Origin of the sequence: Butyrivibrio hungatei (assembly GCF_001858005.1) — a bacterium.
In the GTDB taxonomy this organism is placed as follows: domain Bacteria; phylum Bacillota; class Clostridia; order Lachnospirales; family Lachnospiraceae; genus Butyrivibrio; species Butyrivibrio hungatei.
In genome coordinates this window covers 1329707-1346499 of the sequence record NZ_CP017831.1, presented here as the reverse complement: position 1 = coordinate 1346499, position 16793 = coordinate 1329707, and the positions used below count along the sequence as shown (strand labels likewise).

The window sequence follows — 16793 nt, the reverse complement described above, 5'->3', positions numbered from 1 at the left end:
TCCTCTTTAACTCAATTTCTTATACGAGCCCATTCAAATGGGTCAGTAGCTTTTTTAGTTTTGGTAATATAACGAGAAATCGTGTTGCTGTCTGAATATCCCATCATCTCCTGCACTGCAGCAAGATCAGTACCATTTTCAACCAGATGGGAAGCAAAAGAATGTCTAAGTGTAAATAAAGTTATGTCAGACTTAATGCCTGCTTTATACACATATGACTTTATAAGTTTCCATAGTCCCTGCCTGCTAAGGGATGAGCCATTACAGTTTAAGAAAACTGTTTCATCATCCTGAAAATCACCAAGCAGTTCTTTACGTGCATATAATAGATAGTCCTGAAGGGCGTCCTTGGCTTTTTTGCCATAAGGAATAAGCCTTTCCTTGTTTGCTCCTGTTGTCATTGGAAGACGAACACATGCAAGAGCCAGATCAATGTTGTATAGTTTGAGACTTATCATCTCTGTTGCCTTAAGTCCTGTAGCATAGAGAAGCTCAAGTATTGCTTTGTCCCTGATGCCTTTTGGGTCTGAACCAAAGTCCTGAGACAATAACTCTTCAATTTCAATTGTTGTGAGAACTCGAGGTGGCAATTTTTCAACTTTGGGACTCTTAAGCACATCTGATGGATTCTCAGATATATTGCCATTCTCTTCTAGATAACGGAAAAAAGCTTTGATAGAAGTAAAGTGTCTTGTAATAGAGGACGCTGCAAACTGTTCTTCCCTTAAACTTGCAGCATAATCAGAAAGCTTGTCCTCTGTGATCTGTGTTACATCTAAAACGCCGCGATTTGCCATGTAATCAGCAAGCCTTTCAAGATCACGTTTATAGGACAGGCAGGTGTTATGTGACGTTTTCTTCACTTTTTGTAAGTAATCTACAAATTCTGATATCTGCTTTCTCATAACTCACCGTCTCTGACAATATTGGATAATTGTATACAAATATGCACTTTAGTTATGATACTACAGAAATTCCTAGCAATCAAGCCATTTTTACAGTTTTTTGTTACCATTTGCTTTTGCAATAAGTATTGGCCAAATCAAAACTATTGAGTAAGCATATCTAAATTCAAGATTTGGTGCTGCTATTAAAAGGGTTCCCATCATGAGAAGTAAAAGCCATGACTCGAGGTGCGAGATCTTTTTTCTGATGCAGATAATAAGCGTAACTACAAGGAACCAAAAGTATGTTCCTATGCTCCACATCATTCCATAGATTGGAATGAAATCTCCAAGCTTTATCAAGATCTCTTTTGACTTAACTACTATCTTGCCGCCTATCTGTGGCTTCCAGACTAGGTCCATTTCGTTAGTCATGATTCCATCTATATCGCCAACACTATAGGCAAAGTCAGGATAAATGTAGCCACCAAGAAGGTCGTACCAGGCTGCTAAATAATCTGGAAAATACGTAGTTCCAAGCTCTATCCAGAGTTTAAGATAGTCTCTCTTATGAGCTTCCAAATACTCTACATTTCCTGCTCTTACAAGCTCTTTGATATTATCAGCATAATCTGGTGCATAGAGCTCGTGAATATAGGTTGTATCAATACAGTTGTCAATAAGTTCCTGCTGCTTAGGTGTGAGCTTTCTATCATTAACAAGTACTCTTGCTATCTGAGCTGTTGGAACAGATAAGGACTCAACAAAGTCTGGCTTACCTACTCCAAGGCTATCCATAACTGGACCTTTTATTAACGCGACTGTTACGATGACCGCAGTCATAGTTATGATGGCTTTTACGAGATCTTTCCTAAATGTATAGATGAATATTGGTGTCCATAGGATGAAGGCATACCACGCATTTGACCTAAAGAGTGCAAATAATATGCCAAGAACTGCCATTATAACAAAGTCTTTTATTTGTGCTTCAGATTTCTTTTGCATAGTGATCACGTGGCAAACAAGGAGTATTGTGATGGCTGCAAATGGGATGTCCTTCCAGATCGTAACTGCAAATACTGCGTTAAATGGCACAAATGCAAAAAATAAGATACTGATAACTTCAAGAATAAAGCCTTCTGCGTCAAGTAGTTCTCTTACCTTTCTAACGCCGGTTGCAAGGCACGTAGCAAAGAATAGCTCTTGAAATACAGTATAGAAGCTTATGGCTACGCTACTATCTGCTGTAAAGAGCCTTCCTATACTATGGAAGAGTTTTATCAAAAGAGTATGAGCCACAGGGTGATGATTTGAATAGTCTCTGACTCCTGTGATCTGCTCAAACTGAACGAGGGAATCTGCTGTCATGATGCCAGGAAATTCGTACAGGAAGTATGGAAGCCACCCTATGAGGCAAAGTACAAAGGTAAGGATAAACACTTTCTTTGGGCTATCTATGAGCTCATAATAACGTTCTCTTATCTTTGTGAGCTTAACGTTTTCTTTGACCTCTTTCAGCTCTTTATCCTTGATAAGAAGAGATATTAGATACTTATAGATGATAAGGCATAAGCTAAATGTTCCAACAAATAGGATCATCACAGCAAGGAGCTTAAATATTCCGCTTGTAAAGGCAGCTGTTACTCTTTTCCTAAATACAAAGGTAAATACTCCCGACAAAATAACAGAAATGACAATCCCGATCTGTTTAATGTTTGAAAGCTTGTAGCTATAGGAATCAGCTTTTTTATTGAGCAAATAAAAGCATACAAAAAGAACTACCGTTAGAGGATTTCTAACGGTAATTCCTATTAATAACTGAATCATCCAACAAGCAAAAAAGGCTAGATACACTACTTCCCCTCACTTATCTATCATTTTTCTTCGTCGATTATCTTATTAAGTTTAGCTGAAACCGAAAGACAATCAAGTGTTGCAAAATAGTCCTTTGGAGTCTCTGCTCTTCTGATAAGTTCAACTGAACCATCCTGCTTTAATAAAAGCTCTGCGCTTTTTAATTTTCCATTGTAATTATAACCCATTGAATAGCCGTGTGCACCTGTATCATGAATAAAGAGGTAATCACCTTTTTCAATCTCAGGAAGGCTTCTTTCAATAGCGAATTTATCATTGTTCTCACAAAGAGAGCCTGTTACATCATATACATGATCAAGTGGCGCATTCTCTTTTCCAAGAACTGTGATGTGGTGGTAAGCGCCGTACATAGCTGGTCTCATAAGATTAACAGCACAGGCATCAACACCAATGTACTCTTTGTAAATGTGCTTCTCATGAATTGCCTTAGTAACCAGGGCTCCGTAAGGTGCCATCATGAATCTTCCCATCTCAGTGTAGATTGCTACATCATCCATTCCTGCTGGAACAAGTATCTTGTCATACTGCTCATGAACGCCCTTTCCGATCTCTGCAATGTCATTGCCTTTCTGATCTGGTTTATAAGGAATTCCTACACCGCCTGAAAGATTTATGAATGTGATATGAGCACCTGTCTTTTCCTTGAGTTCAACTGCAAGTTCAAAGAGCTGACCGGCAAGCTGTGGATAATACTCGTTTGTCACTGTATTACTAGCAAGGAAAGCATGGATACCAAATCTCTTAGCTCCTTTTTCTTTCAGGATCTTGAATCCTTCAATTAGCTGATCCTTGGTCATACCATACTTGGCATCTCCAGGGTTATCCATGATTCCGTTACTCATCTGGAAAACTCCACCTGGATTGTATCTGCAGGAAATTGTCTCCGGAATCTTTCCGATTGTCTTTTCAAGAAATTCAATATGTGTGAAATCATCAAGGTTGATAATTGCATTTATCTTGTCTGCGTATACAAACTCTTCTGCCGGAGTGTCATTTGATGAAAACATTATCTCTTCACCACTTGCCCCAACAGCACTGCTGAGCATAAGCTCTGTCATAGATGAACAATCAAATCCGCATCCGACACTTCTTAAAATGTCCAAAAGAACAGGATTAGGATTAGCTTTTACTGCAAAGTATTCTCTAAAGCCCTTATTCCATGAAAAGGCGTCATATACTGCCTTGGCATTTTCAATGATTCCCTTTTCATCATAAATGTGGAATGGTGTAGGGTATTTTTTTACAATCTCTTCAATCTGCGCTTTGGTTACAAATGGTTTTTTCATAATATCCTCTATCCTCCAAACTACAATTAAATTGTATTCAAATCACTTTAACATGGTAATGCATAAAAATGCAAGTGTATTTTGTGTTAAATATTCTCAATTTGCCAATCGATTGGCTCAAGACCATTCTGAACCAAAAATTCATTGCATTTGCTAAAGTGTTTGCATCCAAAGAAGCCCCTGTATGCTGAAAGAGGGCTTGGATGTGGAGCCTCAAGTATCAAATGCTTTGGATTATTTAGCATTAATTTTTTATTCTGAGCTGGCTTGCCCCAAAGCATATAGACTACAGGTCTATCCTGCTCATTTACAGCTCTTATGATCGCATCTGTGAACTGCTCCCAGCCTTTTCCCTTATGAGAGTTGGCCTGATGTGCCCTGACTGTTAACACTGTATTTAGCAAAAGAACTCCCTGATCCGCCCACTTCTTAAGGTAGCCATTATTTGGAATATAAAGCCCAAGGTCGTCACTTAGTTCCTTGTAGATATTAACTAGGGATGGTGGCGTATCCGCCTTTTCTGGAAGTACAGAAAAAGACAGTCCGTGAGCCTGACCCGGTTCGTGATACGGGTCCTGTCCAAGTATCAGCACCTTTACATCCTTAAGTGGTGTCAGGTGAAGGGCATTGAAAATGTCCTCTGATGGTGGATAGACCACGTGCTTACTGTATTCGTCCTTTACAAAGGTAAATAGTTTTTTGTAATAGTCTTTATGGAACTCCTCTTGCAATGCAGGGAGCCAGTCATTTGAGATCATTGCCATAGCTTTTTAGAGTCTTACAGACACTCCTCTTTCTTTCAAATATTCTTTTACCTGATTGATTTCAAGTTCTTTATAGTGGAAAAGAGATGCTGCCAAAACCGCATCAGCCTTGCCATCAGCAAGGGCATCATAGAAGTGTGAAAGCTCTCCTGCTCCGCCTGATGCAATGACCGGTACGTCAACAGCTTCTGCTACCTTCCTTGTAAGTTCGATATCATAGCCATTCTTGGTGCCATCGCAGTCCATACTGGTAAGAAGAATCTCACCTGCTCCAAGGTCTGTGGCTTTCTTGGCCCATTCTATGGCATCTATTCCGGTATCGATCCTGCCACCGTGCTTAAAGATATTCCAGCCTGTGCCATCCTCTCTTCTCTTGGCATCGATAGCAACTACTACGCACTGACTTCCAAACTTTTCAGCAGCCTCTTTAACAAGTTCTGGTCTGTCGATAGCTGCTGAGTTAATGGCAACCTTATCTGCTCCTTCACGAAGTATAGCCTTAACGTTGTCGCAGCTTCTGATACCGCCGCCAACAGTAAATGGAATGAAAACTTTTTTGGCAACTTCTCTGACCATTTCTGTAACGGTTGCTCTTCGCTCATTGGAAGCTGTGATATCTAAAAATACAAGCTCATCAGCTCCAGCCTTTGAATATGCCTCTCCTACTGAAACCGGATCACCAGCATCCTTAAGATCTACGAAATTTATTCCTTTTACAACCCTGCCGTTGTTAACATCAAGACAAGGGATAATTCTTTTTGTCAGCATAGATTCACCTCTTTATACCTGCATAAAGTTAGTAAGTATCTGCATTCCAACGTCTGCGCTCTTCTCAGGATGGAACTGACAGGCAAAGACGTTTCCAGATTCAACGGAAGCATCTATTCTTACTGAATAATCACTAGTTGCTGTTACAATGCTCTTATCTGCAGCATCGAGATAATATGAGTGAACAAAATATACAAATGCATCCAAGCCAAGACCTTTAAAGAGTCTTCCTTCTCTTGGGAAGTTTAAGTTATTCCATCCGATCTGTGGAACTTTGTAATAATTTCCTTCGCTATCTATGTTTGGAAATTTAACTATTTTACCACGCAAAATGCCCAGGCCTTCTGCATCCTTTGATTCATCGCTTGAATCAAACAGAAGCTGAAGTCCCAGGCATATTCCTAGAAATGGTGTCTGCTTGTTTGTAACTTCTTTAATTACATCTGCAAGACCATATTCATTTAATTTACGCATCGCATCGCCAAAAGCACCAACTCCGGGAAGAACTACTCTGTCTGCCCTTATGATATCTGTGGCGTCTCTCGTAACTACTGTGTCTGCTCCAAGGTACTTAAATGCTTTCTCAACACTTTTGATATTGCCAGCATCATAATCGATAATTGCAACCATTCGGCACCAAAACTCCTCTCATACCATTTCGATGCCTTATTGCAAGCTTATTACTTTAATGTACCTACAATTTCCATGAGCCTAATAGTATAATCTCTTTCTTTCTTGATAGAGTTGATCTCCTCTATTTCTGCGGCAGAAAGACCATAGCTGTCTGAAAGCACCGATTCTATACTATCGTACACGCTCTGGACTTGAATTTCAACACCATAGTTTTGTGCTTCTTCTATCAGATCTTCCTTGTTACGCATTGCCATAAGTAGCATATCAAGAGCTTCCTCTTCCATGTTCATGGCCATGTAGTTCTGATATCCTGACAGATAGCGCTCAGACCAGGCTAAAACTCTGGATTGCTCATACATAACATTCTGCTCTGATGTAAGTTCTTTTCCATAGAACATCTTATAAGCTGTTGTGTACTCTCTACGTGTATATGCATTCTCAGCTCTTGTATATGCAATTCTCTCTGGTAAAACAAAAGCTGGAATACTAAAGAGAATGCCAAGGCTTGCTGCAAAGATGAAGCATATGGAGATCTTCTTTGGAGAGATTGCCTTTTCCGGAACACTTGGTTCTGGTTCTTTCTTAGGCTTTTTCTCTTTCTTTGGTTTAGGAGGCTTCTCCTTCTTCGGCTTCTTCTCCTTCGGTGGCTTTTCCTTCTTTGGCTTTTTCTCTTTCTTTTCTTTCTTTTTCTTGGCTGGCTTTCCTTCTTCGCCGCCAAGCTCATTTAATACCTGCTGGTTCTCATCAGTAAGACCTGCAAGTCCTTCAGTACCTAAGTCTTCGTCTTCCTGTGTAAGAGCTTTTAACAGTCTGGCAAAAAAGCCTTCCTTCTTGCCTTTCTTTGGTCTAGAGCCCTCTTCATCGTCAGGTTCATCATCCATTGGTCTTTCTTCAAGAGCAGCAAGGTCATCAAGAGATGGCTCCATAGCTCCTTCAAGATCTTCTTCCTCTGTAAGAGCCTCTAATATATCTTCCTTTGGAATCTCAGAATCCTCAGGTCTACCAACTTCTTCATCAAGATGAGCTGTGTTTTCTATATCTTCTACTTCATCATTAGCAAGGCTGTTCATAAGAGCATCTAGATCAGGAATTGAAATATCACTCTCTGATTCTCCGCCTTCGCCTCCTGAGCTTTCAGTACTATCTTCTATATCAGCAACTTCACCATCGGTTGAACTGGAATCTGCCGCTTCACCTCCAAGAAGGTCATCAAGACTAGCTTCCAGATCACCAAGATCAAGCTCATCTTCTCCAGATGCCTCTGCTGGAGCAGGCTCCTGTGCTGGCTCAGCTTCTTCTGATGTTTCTTCAAGAGCAATACTATCTGGTTCTGAAGGCTCCCCTGCCGCTTCCTCAGTAGCTTCATCGCCGCCAATAAGTGACTCCATATCAGAAAGAAGATCATCAAATTCAGAATCACCCGCTGTATCTGGTGCTACTTCTTCTGAGATCACATCGCCAGAAGGTCCTTCTGATCCGCTTTCTTCAGAAATTGAACCATCAAGATCTGCCTCAAGATCATCAAGCGAAAGATCATCTATACTTCCAAGGTCTATTTCTTCTGGAACAACTTTTTCCTTTTCTTCGTCACTGTCTTCCATAAGAACAGGTTCTTCTACGTGCTCTTCCTGAACTTCTTCATCCTGGATATTATCAAGAAGATTACTTAAACTATCTTCTGTATTTTCTTCAGGAACTACTAAACTACTTGCATCTTCTTCATCTAAAAGATCTGTAAGGATCTCTTCTGGAGTCTGATCTGCGTCTGAATCTGTCTCTTTTCCCAGCTGAGAGCTATCATCTTCTGGAATAGCTTCCTCTGGAGCCATCTCTAAAAAAGAGTCATTCTCCTGAGATTCATCAATAATAGGAATATCTGGTTCAACTACTGGAGCTGGCGCTGGTGCCTCTTCTGCAGGCTCAGGTGCATTTGCGGATTCAGCCTGATCAAACTTGCCGCTCTGAATCTCAGCATCCATCCTCTCTGCATCAGCTATAGCTTCATCAAGTGCAATCTCCTCCGGATCTCTAACATCGTCACTAGATGGAACATTACCAACAGTAAACTTTGGAATATCAGGATCTGTTTCTTTTTCAATATCATCTAAAAGATCTGCCATACTATCATCAAGAAACTCGTCATTATCCAGTTTATTAAGGATATTTCCAATCTCTGCCAAGTCCTGATTAGTGCCGTTAGAATTATTTACAAGCGCACCAAGATCCCCTGCACCGCCATTTTCTGGCAATGTAGAGGAGGATGATCTTCCTTTGCCTGACATCCTACTTAGAGCAGACTGCGGATTATCATTATTTGACTGCGCTGAACTTAACAGGCTGTCGAGATATTCCTCGTTGTTAGAATTCATAACCCCTTACACTCCTGCAAAATATAGTCGACTGAATTCATCGGGATAGAATCCGTCTTTTCTTCTATTTCAGGCGTATGATGGTATAGTTTTTCATGCACTCTTACAAGATGGGCCTTTTTGTTTACAAAGGCAATCTTTTCAAAAGGCCATCTGACTACAGTAGGGTAATCAAGTCCTACTCCAAGTTCCAAAATAAGTAACTTAGAATTAAGAGTATGTGTCAAAAATTTCTTGTACACATCCCAGTTTTCCATATATGCCGTTTCATTATAGGCTATATTACTATACTCTTTTCTTTTCTGGTTCAGATACAATTCCTTGCCATCCTGAAATGGCTTAACAAAGGTCTTCGTATCATCAATTGTTCCGCCTATACTTATGATATCATGTATATCGGCAACAAGTTGCATAAATTCAATAGATTTTTCTGAAAATATTAACGGATCATCAAGATCTGGTGTCTGTAAGTACATCAGATTACCGCAAGGATACACGCTTTTAGCTGGATCAAAGCCGTATAAAAGCGCATCCTGAAAGACTGTATCGCAAACAAGAAAATATTTCTTGTCTCCGACTAATTTTCTAAGAAGTCTATAAGCTTCTTCAATTCGGGAATCAGAATTATAATATGCATATTCATATTCAACAACTGGTAAGAGCCACTTATGTTCTTCATCACTACATAGATTTAATAGCTGCTCATACCTTGGATCATTCCTTATTCCTCTTCTGACCCAATTCCATTCGTCACCAATTCCTATAACTATCTGGTCTGATGACTCTACCATTTCTACTAAAGATTTACTCATTAAAACACCTACCAATTATGCCAATATTAAAATACTCCCTTTGTCTTAACAGTCATTGAAAGCTAGTTTCCATAACTGAGGCAAAGGGAGTTAAAGTCAGTTAATATCAGCTCGCATCCGAAGCATTAACAAGCTCATCTATTACGCTTACAAGATTTCCAATTTCTGGCTTAGACAACTGTCTATCTGCTCCTAAGGATTCACCCTTTCTTCTCATTTCTTCATTAACCAGTGATGAGAAGATAATAAGTGGAATATCCTTGGTAGCATCGTCGCTCTTTACGAGCTTTGTAAGTCTATGACCATCCATGATAGGCATCTCAATATCAGTGATGATACACTTGATGTTATTGAGCTCGCCTCTATCTTTACAAGCCTTAATGTAATCGTACGCAAGCTTACCATTTTCAAAGTGTCTTACGTTATTATATCCAGCTTTATTTAAAGAATCTACAATAAGCTTATTAAGAAGCTGTGAATCTTCTGCAAGAACAATAGGAACTTCATTTCTAGGACGAGAGCCGATTTCTGCAAGAGCATCCATATTAAGACCAGTATTAGGATTGATATCTGATACGATCTTCTCAAAGTCGAGGATGATGATCAGCTGATTCTCGAACTTGATGATACCAGTTGAGATACTCTCCTCAGCCTTTGAAATTGTAGCATTAGGTTTAATAATATCAGCCCATGATACTCTGTGGATACCAACTACAGAATCTACATGGAATGCAATATCTAACTTGTTAAAGTTTGTGATAATGAAAAGTCCGCCTGGTTTAGAAGCACCTCTCTGTAAGCAGTTTCTAAGGTCAATAGCAGTGATCATTGTATCACGTGGCATGAATATGCCTTCAATACTAGGATGAGCATTAGGAACAGGAGTAACCTCCTGATACACAATAATTTCTTTGATCTTGGCTACGTTGATACCATAGCAATGATCGTCAATCTTAAACTCAAGGACTTCTAATTCATTCGTTCCATTTTCAAGCAGAATCTTTGATTCCATTCTCTCACCTCACGTAATAAGAAAATAATTTAACGATATCCCATTAGTATTAATACCGCAAAACCGATTAAAAATAATTATTGAATATCTTTCTTTAGTATAGCATAATTTTCTGAAAATAAATATACAAAAACAAAAAAGACGGGCATTTGACCGTCTTTTAAGAATTCATTTATAAGTTTTTTATATTTCAAATTATTAGTTCAAATTTGTATCTTCAAAACCGAACACTGATATCTAAATCCATTTCCTATACTTGCGTTTTGGATAAGCCCTCGACCTATTAGTACACATCAGCTGAACACGTTACCGTGCTTACACCTTGTGCCTATCTAACCTCGTACTCTCCAAGGGGTCTTACTGCCGAAGCAGGGATATCTCATCTTGAGGGGGGCTTCACGCTTAGATGCCTTCAGCGTTTATCCCTTCCGGACGTGGCTACCCAGCCTTATGCATCTGGCGATGCAGCTGATACACCAGCGGTCCGTCCATCCCGGTCCTCTCGTACTAAGGACAGCTCCTCTCAGATATCCTACGCCCGCGCCGGATAGGGACCGAACTGTCTCACGACGTTCTGAACCCAGCTCGCGTACCGCTTTAATGGGCGAACAGCCCAACCCTTGGGACCTGCTACAGCCCCAGGATGCGATGAGCCGACATCGAGGTGCCAAACCACTCCGTCGATGTGAACTCTTGGGAGTGATAAGCCTGTTATCCCCAGGGTAGCTTTTATCCGTTGAGCGATGGCAATCCCACTTTCATACCACCGGATCACTAAGTCCTACTTTCGTATCTGTTCCACCCGTCGGTGTCACAGTCAGGCTCCCTTCTGCCTTTGCACTCTGCGAATGGTTTCCGTCCATTCTGAAGGAACCTTTGAGCGCCTCCGATACCCTTTCGGAGGCGACCGCCCCAGTCAAACTCCCCGGCAGACATTGTCCCCGGACCTGTTTCAAGATCCTTGGTTAGAAGCCCAGCATCATAAGGGTGGTATCCCAACAGCGACTCCGTAGCAACTGACGTCACTACTTCTTAGTCTCCCACCTATCCTGTACATATGGTACCGGACCCCAGTATCAACCTGGAGTAAAGCTCCATGGGGTCTTTCCGTCCTGGCGCGGGTAACCAGCATCTTCACTGGTACTTCAATTTCACCGGGTGCATTGCCGAGACAGTGCTCAAATCATTACGCCTTTCGTGCGGGTCGGAACTTACCCGACAAGGAATTTCGCTACCTTAGGACCGTTATAGTTACGGCCGCCGTTTACTGGGGCTTAAATTCAAAGCTTCGATTGCTCTAACCTCTCCTCTTAACCTTCCAGCACCGGGCAGGCGTCAGCCCATATACCTCACCTTTCGGTTTCGCATAGACCTGTGTTTTTGCTAAACAGTTGCTTGAGCCTCTTCTCTGCGGCCCACTTGCGTGGGCTCCCCTTATCCCGAAGTTACGGGGACATTTTGCCGAGTTCCTTAACAATGCTTCTCCCGTCGGCCTTAGGATTCTCTCCTCATCCACCTGTGTCGGTTTACGGTACGGGTTATGTATACGCAATAGTGGCTTTTCTTGACAGTCATATCTCACGCTTCACTACTATACTTCGCTCCCCCTTGCGGGACCGGTTCTTCCTTCCCCGGCTCGTGCCTTTTGCCTGTGTCCCCACAGTTCTGATATACATAAGTGCAGGAATATCAACCTGCTGTCCATCGCTTACGCCTCCTCGGCCTCAGCTTAGGCCCCGACTTCCCCAGGGCAGATCAGCTTTACCCTGGAATCCTTGGATATTCGGCCTGGAGGATTCTCACCTCCATCTCGCTACTCATTCCGGCATTCTCTCTTCACAGCGCTCCGCTGCTCCTTTCGGTACAGTTTCTACGCCCCTGTGAATGCTCCCCTACCGATCATTTATACCCGTAGATATAAACAATCCCTAGGCTTCGGTGTCGTGTTTCAGCCCCGGTAATTTTCGGCGCAGGACCTCTCGGCTAGTGAGCTATTACGCACTCTTTGAATGTGTGGCTGCTTCTGAGCCAACATCCTAGCTGTCTATGAAATCCCACATCCTTTTCCACTTAACACGTACTTTGGGACCTTAGCCGTAGATCTGGGCTCTTTCCCTTTTGACTACCCAACTTATCTCGTGTAGTCTGACTCCTGCGCTCATCCTCTTTGGCATTCGGAGTTTGATAATCTTTGGTAAGCGGTGAAGCCCCCGCGGATATTCAGTGCTCTACCTCCAAGAGGAATGCTACAGGGCTAGCCCTAAAGCTATTTCGGGGAGAACCAGCTATCTCCGAGTTCGATTGGAATTTCTCCCCTATCCACAGCTCATCACCACCCTTTTCAACGGATGTGTGTTCGGACCTCCACAGCCTTTTACGGCCGCTTCATCCTGTCCATGGATAGATCACCCGGTTTCGGGTCTATGTTTGACGACTATTCGCCCTATTCAGACTTGGTCTCCCTTCGGCTATTCACCTTAAGTGCTTAACCTCGCCCACAAACATAACTCGCCGGACCGGTTCTACAAAAGTACGCGATCACTCTCATATGGAGCTTTCGCAGCTTGCAGACACAGGGTTTCAGGTTCTCTTTCACTCCCCTCCCGGGGTCCTTTTCACCTTTCCCTCACGGTACTATTCGCTATCGGTCACTAAGTAGTATTTAGCCTTACGGGGTGGTCCCCGCATGTTCAGACAAGGTTTCACGTGTCTCGTCCTACTCTGGATACTGTCTCGCTTCGACCGTTTTCGTATACGCGACTTTCACGCTCTTTGGCTCTGACTTTCCATTCAGATTCTACTAACAGTCTCCATCGATTATACAGTCCGAACCCCTAAGAGCAAGCTCCTAGGTTTGGGCTCTTCCGCGTTCGCTCGCCGCTACTTACGGAATCACTTTTGTTTTCTCTTCCTCCGGCTACTTAGATGTTTCAGTTCACCGGGTTCCCTTCGTTAACCTATGGATTCAGTTAACGATGACAGAGGTCTTCTCTGCCGGGTTGCCCCATTCAGATATCTACGGATCAAGGATTATTTGCATCTCCCCGTAGCTTTTCGCAGCTTATCACGTCTTTCATCGGCTCTTAGTGCCAAGGCATCCGCCCTGCGCCCTATATAGCTTAACCATTTTAGTTAGCTAGTATAGAACTGGTCTTATCTTTCGATAACCATTCTCTCTTCTTTATGATGTATAGCGTTACTCATAAAGAATAAATTTGTTTCTTTGTTTTGGATTTTCGATGTCTTTTAATCGTAAAAATATCTTGGATTAAAAAATTTCTCAGTATTCGGTTTTCAAGGTACAAACTAGCTTACTCATCTAATAGATTTAAAAGATTTGTAAGCAATGGGCTTAAGTGGACTCGAACCACCGACCTCACGCTTATCAGGCGTGCGCTCTAACCGGCTGAGCTATAAGCCCGTAAATCTGGCAACCACCTATCCTCCCATACCGTTGCCAGTATAGTACTTTCGGCCGTTTGAGTCTTAACCGTCGTGTTCGGGATGGGAACGGGTGTTACCCTCAAACGCATCATTACCAGAAATATTTGTCGTACTTTGACGACTAAACAGTAATACAACTCCCTACTTCATTCCTTTTTCTTTCCTTAGAAAGGAGGTGATCCAGCCGCAGGTTCTCCTACGGCTACCTTGTTACGACTTCACCCCAGTTATCAGACCTGCCTTCGACGGCTCTCTCCTTACGGTTAAGTCACCGGCTTCGGGCATTTCCGACTCCCATGGTGTGACGGGCGGTGTGTACAAGACCCGGGAACGTATTCACCGCAGCATGCTGATCTGCGATTACTAGCGATTCCAGCTTCGTGCAGGCGGGTTGCAGCCTACAGTCCGAACTGGGTCGTTATTTTTGAGATTTGCTCACCCTCGCGGGATCGCGTCCCTTTGTTACGACATTGTAGCACGTGTGTGGCCCAGATCATAAGGGGCATGATGATTTGACGTCATCCCCACCTTCCTCCAGGTTATCCCTGGCAGTCTCCATAGAGTTCCCATCTTACTGCTGGCTACTATGGACAAGGGTTGCGCTCGTTGCGGGACTTAACCCAACATCTCACGACACGAGCTGACGACAACCATGCACCACCTGTCTCAGATGCTCCGAAGAGCTACAGGCATACCCCTGTATTCATCTGGATCTCAAGATCTGGTAAGGTTCTTCGCGTTGCTTCGAAATTAAACCACATGCTCCACCGCTTGTGCGGGTCCCCGTCAATTCCTTTGAGTTTCATTCTTGCGAACGTACTCCCCAGGTGGAATACTTACTGCGTTAGCGACGGCACTGAATGCCTATGGCACCCAACACCTAGTATTCATCGTTTACCGCGTGGACTACCAGGGTATCTAATCCTGTTTGCTCCCCACGCCTTCGAGCCTCAACGTCAGTTGCTGTCCAGTAAGCCGCCTTCGCCACCGATGTTCCTCCTAATATCTACGCATTTCACCGCTACACTAGGAATTCCGCTTACCTCTCCAGTACTCTAGTCATACAGTTTCCAAAGCAAGCCCACGGTTGAGCCGTGGGGTTTCACTTCAGACTTGCATCACCGTCTGCGCTCCCTTTACACCCAGTAAATCCGGATAACGCTTGCCCCCTACGTATTACCGCGGCTGCTGGCACGTAGTTAGCCGGGGCTTCTTAGTCAGGTACCGTCATCTCTCTTACGAGTCTTTCTTCCCTGCTGATAGAGCTTTACATACCGAAATACTTCTTCACTCACGCGGCGTCGCTGCATCAGAGTTTCCTCCATTGTGCAATATCCCCCACTGCTGCCTCCCGTAGGAGTTTGGGCCGTGTCTCAGTCCCAATGTGGCCGTCCGCCCTCTCAGGCCGGCTACAGATCGTTGCTTTGGTAGGCCGTTACCCTGCCAACTGGCTAATCTGACGCGGGCCCATCTCATACCACCGGAGTTTTTCACACTGCATCATGCGATACTGTGCGCTTATGCGGTATTAACAGTCGTTTCCAGCTGTTATCCCCCAGTATGAGGCAGGTTGCCCACGCGTTACTCACCCGTCCGCCACTAAGATTTAACAAGAATCCGCAGAAGCCTCATCAGCGTTAAATCTCCGTTCGACTTGCATGTGTTAGGCACGCCGCCAGCGTTCATCCTGAGCCAGGATCGAACTCTCACGTTTAAAAGTTTGATCTGACAAAGAACTAAAGCTTGGCTTTTCGTTCTGTCCGTTATTTACTAAATCTTTGTTCTGAATAATTCTCTTGGAATTTTTCAGGGTTGCATTACTGTTTATTTGTCAATGTACAATGAGCTTCAAAACCGCTCTGTTGCTGCATTTGCAGTGTTTCTTGTCTGCATCAGCAACGAATATAACTATATCACTGCATATATTTAATGTCAACAACATTTTTCAAATTTTTTTGGTAAATTTTTATAACGTACTTTTTTGAGTTTTATTATATAAAAAAGCCCGCTATAAAAGCGGGCTTTAAATCCTATTAAACGCCAGTGTTCATGCGTTATTTAAGGTTAATCTTCTGTTCTTTTCCATCCTGTGTAACAATAAGGCCTAAATTTTGGATATTTGAGGTATCTTTTTCATTTATCTGTGTCAAAACTACAAGACTTTCATGTGCTTTTGACTCTATACTGCCAATATAAGAAGCAAGGTCATTAGGCAGGAATGTAACTGATGAATAGCCTAGATTCTTGCCATTTAACTTGATCTGGAACAGCAGCTTTAGATTGATCATATTAACTTCCTTAGTTGAAGATGAAGCATTATACAGATCAAATCTAAGTACTAAGAGCTTTTTACCCTTGTCAGCGTTAACAACATAGCTCTTGGAACTCTCCGGGTAGGTGCTTGAAATAGAATATCCCTGGTATGAAAGGAATATATCCGGCATGATCTCCTGAGAGTCTTCTGAAGATAATGTGATTGCAGATGGATCATAGCCTGCAGATTCTGAACCAGAACCAGATGAAGCTGATTCTTCATTATCACTTCCAGTGCTCACATCCTCTGATGAAGCTTCTGCCACCATCTCCTCACCATCATCAATATCATCTGTACTATCAAATGCATCAGGTTCTTCTGTATCTGAAGCTACAGGAGGAGTATATGTCTGCTGCTGATTCTTCTCTTCTTCAGCTTTTTTCTTTTCTTCTCTTTCCTTCTTCCTGGCTTCTCTGTCTCTTTGATCCTGTTCTTCCTTGGCATCAACGTAGGTGATCTTTGCCTGTCCATTATTGGAATACTTCATAAGCAGACCAACAGCATATTCAACAGTCTGATTATACTGTTCCTCTGTAAGGTCAGGAAATTTTTCACCACAGCCAGTGAGCGCTAATACTGTGCTTAATGCAATTATGATTCCAGGTAATCTCTTGCCCCTCATAAATACCCCT

The 16793-nt window shown here is 42.6% G+C and carries 10 protein-coding genes, 1 tRNA gene and 3 rRNA genes; all 14 read right to left on the bottom strand.

The features are described 5' to 3' along the window. Window positions 1-11: 11 nt before the first annotated feature. Window positions 12-905, bottom strand: a complete 894-nt coding sequence (locus tag bhn_RS06400; protein WP_071175910.1) for a tyrosine-type recombinase/integrase — start codon at window positions 903-905, stop codon at window positions 12-14. 90 nt (window positions 906-995) lie between these two features. Next, on the bottom strand, window positions 996-2711 hold the full coding sequence (locus tag bhn_RS06395; protein WP_071175909.1) for a DUF6020 family protein: 1716 nt from the start codon (window positions 2709-2711) through the stop codon (window positions 996-998). Window positions 2712-2758: 47 nt separating this feature from the next. Next, window positions 2759-4048, bottom strand: a complete 1290-nt coding sequence (locus bhn_RS06390) for a diaminopimelate decarboxylase (RefSeq protein WP_071175908.1) — start codon at window positions 4046-4048, stop codon at window positions 2759-2761. A gap of 83 nt (window positions 4049-4131) precedes the next feature. After that, complete coding sequence (locus bhn_RS06385; RefSeq protein ID WP_071175907.1) at window positions 4132-4809, bottom strand: uracil-DNA glycosylase; 678 nt, start codon at window positions 4807-4809, stop codon at window positions 4132-4134. Between the two features lie 6 nt (window positions 4810-4815). After that, the gene (gene hisF, locus bhn_RS06380; RefSeq protein ID WP_071175906.1) at window positions 4816-5577 is read right to left on the bottom strand and encodes an imidazole glycerol phosphate synthase subunit HisF; all 762 of its coding nucleotides are present in this window, start codon (window positions 5575-5577) and stop codon (window positions 4816-4818) included. A gap of 12 nt (window positions 5578-5589) precedes the next feature. Continuing rightward, window positions 5590-6207 carry an imidazole glycerol phosphate synthase subunit HisH gene (gene hisH, locus bhn_RS06375; protein WP_071175905.1) on the bottom strand — a complete coding sequence of 206 codons (618 nt, stop codon included), beginning with the start codon at window positions 6205-6207 and terminating at the stop codon, window positions 5590-5592. Window positions 6208-6257: 50 nt separating this feature from the next. Then, on the bottom strand, window positions 6258-8579 hold the full coding sequence (locus bhn_RS06370) for a midas domain-containing protein (protein WP_071175904.1): 2322 nt from the start codon (window positions 8577-8579) through the stop codon (window positions 6258-6260). Then, a complete protein-coding gene (locus bhn_RS06365) occupies window positions 8576-9391 on the bottom strand; it encodes a hypothetical protein (protein ID WP_071175903.1) in 816 nt (271 codons plus the stop codon). Before bhn_RS06365 ends, bhn_RS06370 begins: the two co-directional genes overlap by 4 nt. A 106-nt stretch (window positions 9392-9497) precedes the next feature. Beyond that, entirely contained in the window at window positions 9498-10403 is a 906-nt protein-coding gene (locus bhn_RS06360) for a chemotaxis protein (RefSeq protein WP_071175902.1), read from the bottom strand. Between the two features lie 263 nt (window positions 10404-10666). Beyond that, window positions 10667-13528: ribosomal RNA gene (locus bhn_RS06355) — 23S ribosomal RNA — on the bottom strand. A 222-nt stretch (window positions 13529-13750) separates the two neighbouring features. Further along, window positions 13751-13824 (bottom strand) — tRNA-Ile (locus bhn_RS06350). Window positions 13825-13828: 4 nt separating this feature from the next. After that, window positions 13829-13946 (bottom strand): 5S ribosomal RNA (gene rrf, locus bhn_RS06345). Between the two features lie 69 nt (window positions 13947-14015). Next, a 16S ribosomal RNA gene (locus bhn_RS06340) occupies window positions 14016-15561 on the bottom strand. Together the 16S, 23S and 5S rRNA genes with 1 tRNA gene alongside form the textbook arrangement of a ribosomal RNA operon. A 340-nt stretch (window positions 15562-15901) precedes the next feature. After that, the gene (locus bhn_RS06335) at window positions 15902-16783 is read right to left on the bottom strand and encodes a hypothetical protein (RefSeq protein WP_071175901.1); all 882 of its coding nucleotides are present in this window, start codon (window positions 16781-16783) and stop codon (window positions 15902-15904) included. Window positions 16784-16793 lie beyond the last annotated feature (10 nt).

Bases quoted from the DNA above. Each gene is read 5' to 3' on its own strand.
- hisH (WP_071175905.1), bottom strand. From the start codon at position 6,207: ATGGTTGCAATTATCGATTATGATGCTGGCAATATCAAAAGTGTTGAG.
- bhn_RS06360 (WP_071175902.1), bottom strand. From the start codon at position 10,403: ATGGAATCAAAGATTCTGCTTGAAAATGGAACGAATGAATTAGAAGTC.
- hisF (WP_071175906.1), bottom strand. From the start codon at position 5,577: ATGCTGACAAAAAGAATTATCCCTTGTCTTGATGTTAACAACGGCAGG.
- bhn_RS06385 (WP_071175907.1), bottom strand. From the start codon at position 4,809: ATGGCAATGATCTCAAATGACTGGCTCCCTGCATTGCAAGAGGAGTTC.
- bhn_RS06335 (WP_071175901.1), bottom strand. From the start codon at position 16,783: ATGAGGGGCAAGAGATTACCTGGAATCATAATTGCATTAAGCACAGTA.
- bhn_RS06400 (WP_071175910.1), bottom strand. From the start codon at position 905: ATGAGAAAGCAGATATCAGAATTTGTAGATTACTTACAAAAAGTGAAG.
- bhn_RS06395 (WP_071175909.1), bottom strand. From the start codon at position 2,711: ATGATTCAGTTATTAATAGGAATTACCGTTAGAAATCCTCTAACGGTA.
- bhn_RS06365 (WP_071175903.1), bottom strand. From the start codon at position 9,391: ATGAGTAAATCTTTAGTAGAAATGGTAGAGTCATCAGACCAGATAGTT.
- bhn_RS06370 (WP_071175904.1), bottom strand. From the start codon at position 8,579: ATGAATTCTAACAACGAGGAATATCTCGACAGCCTGTTAAGTTCAGCG.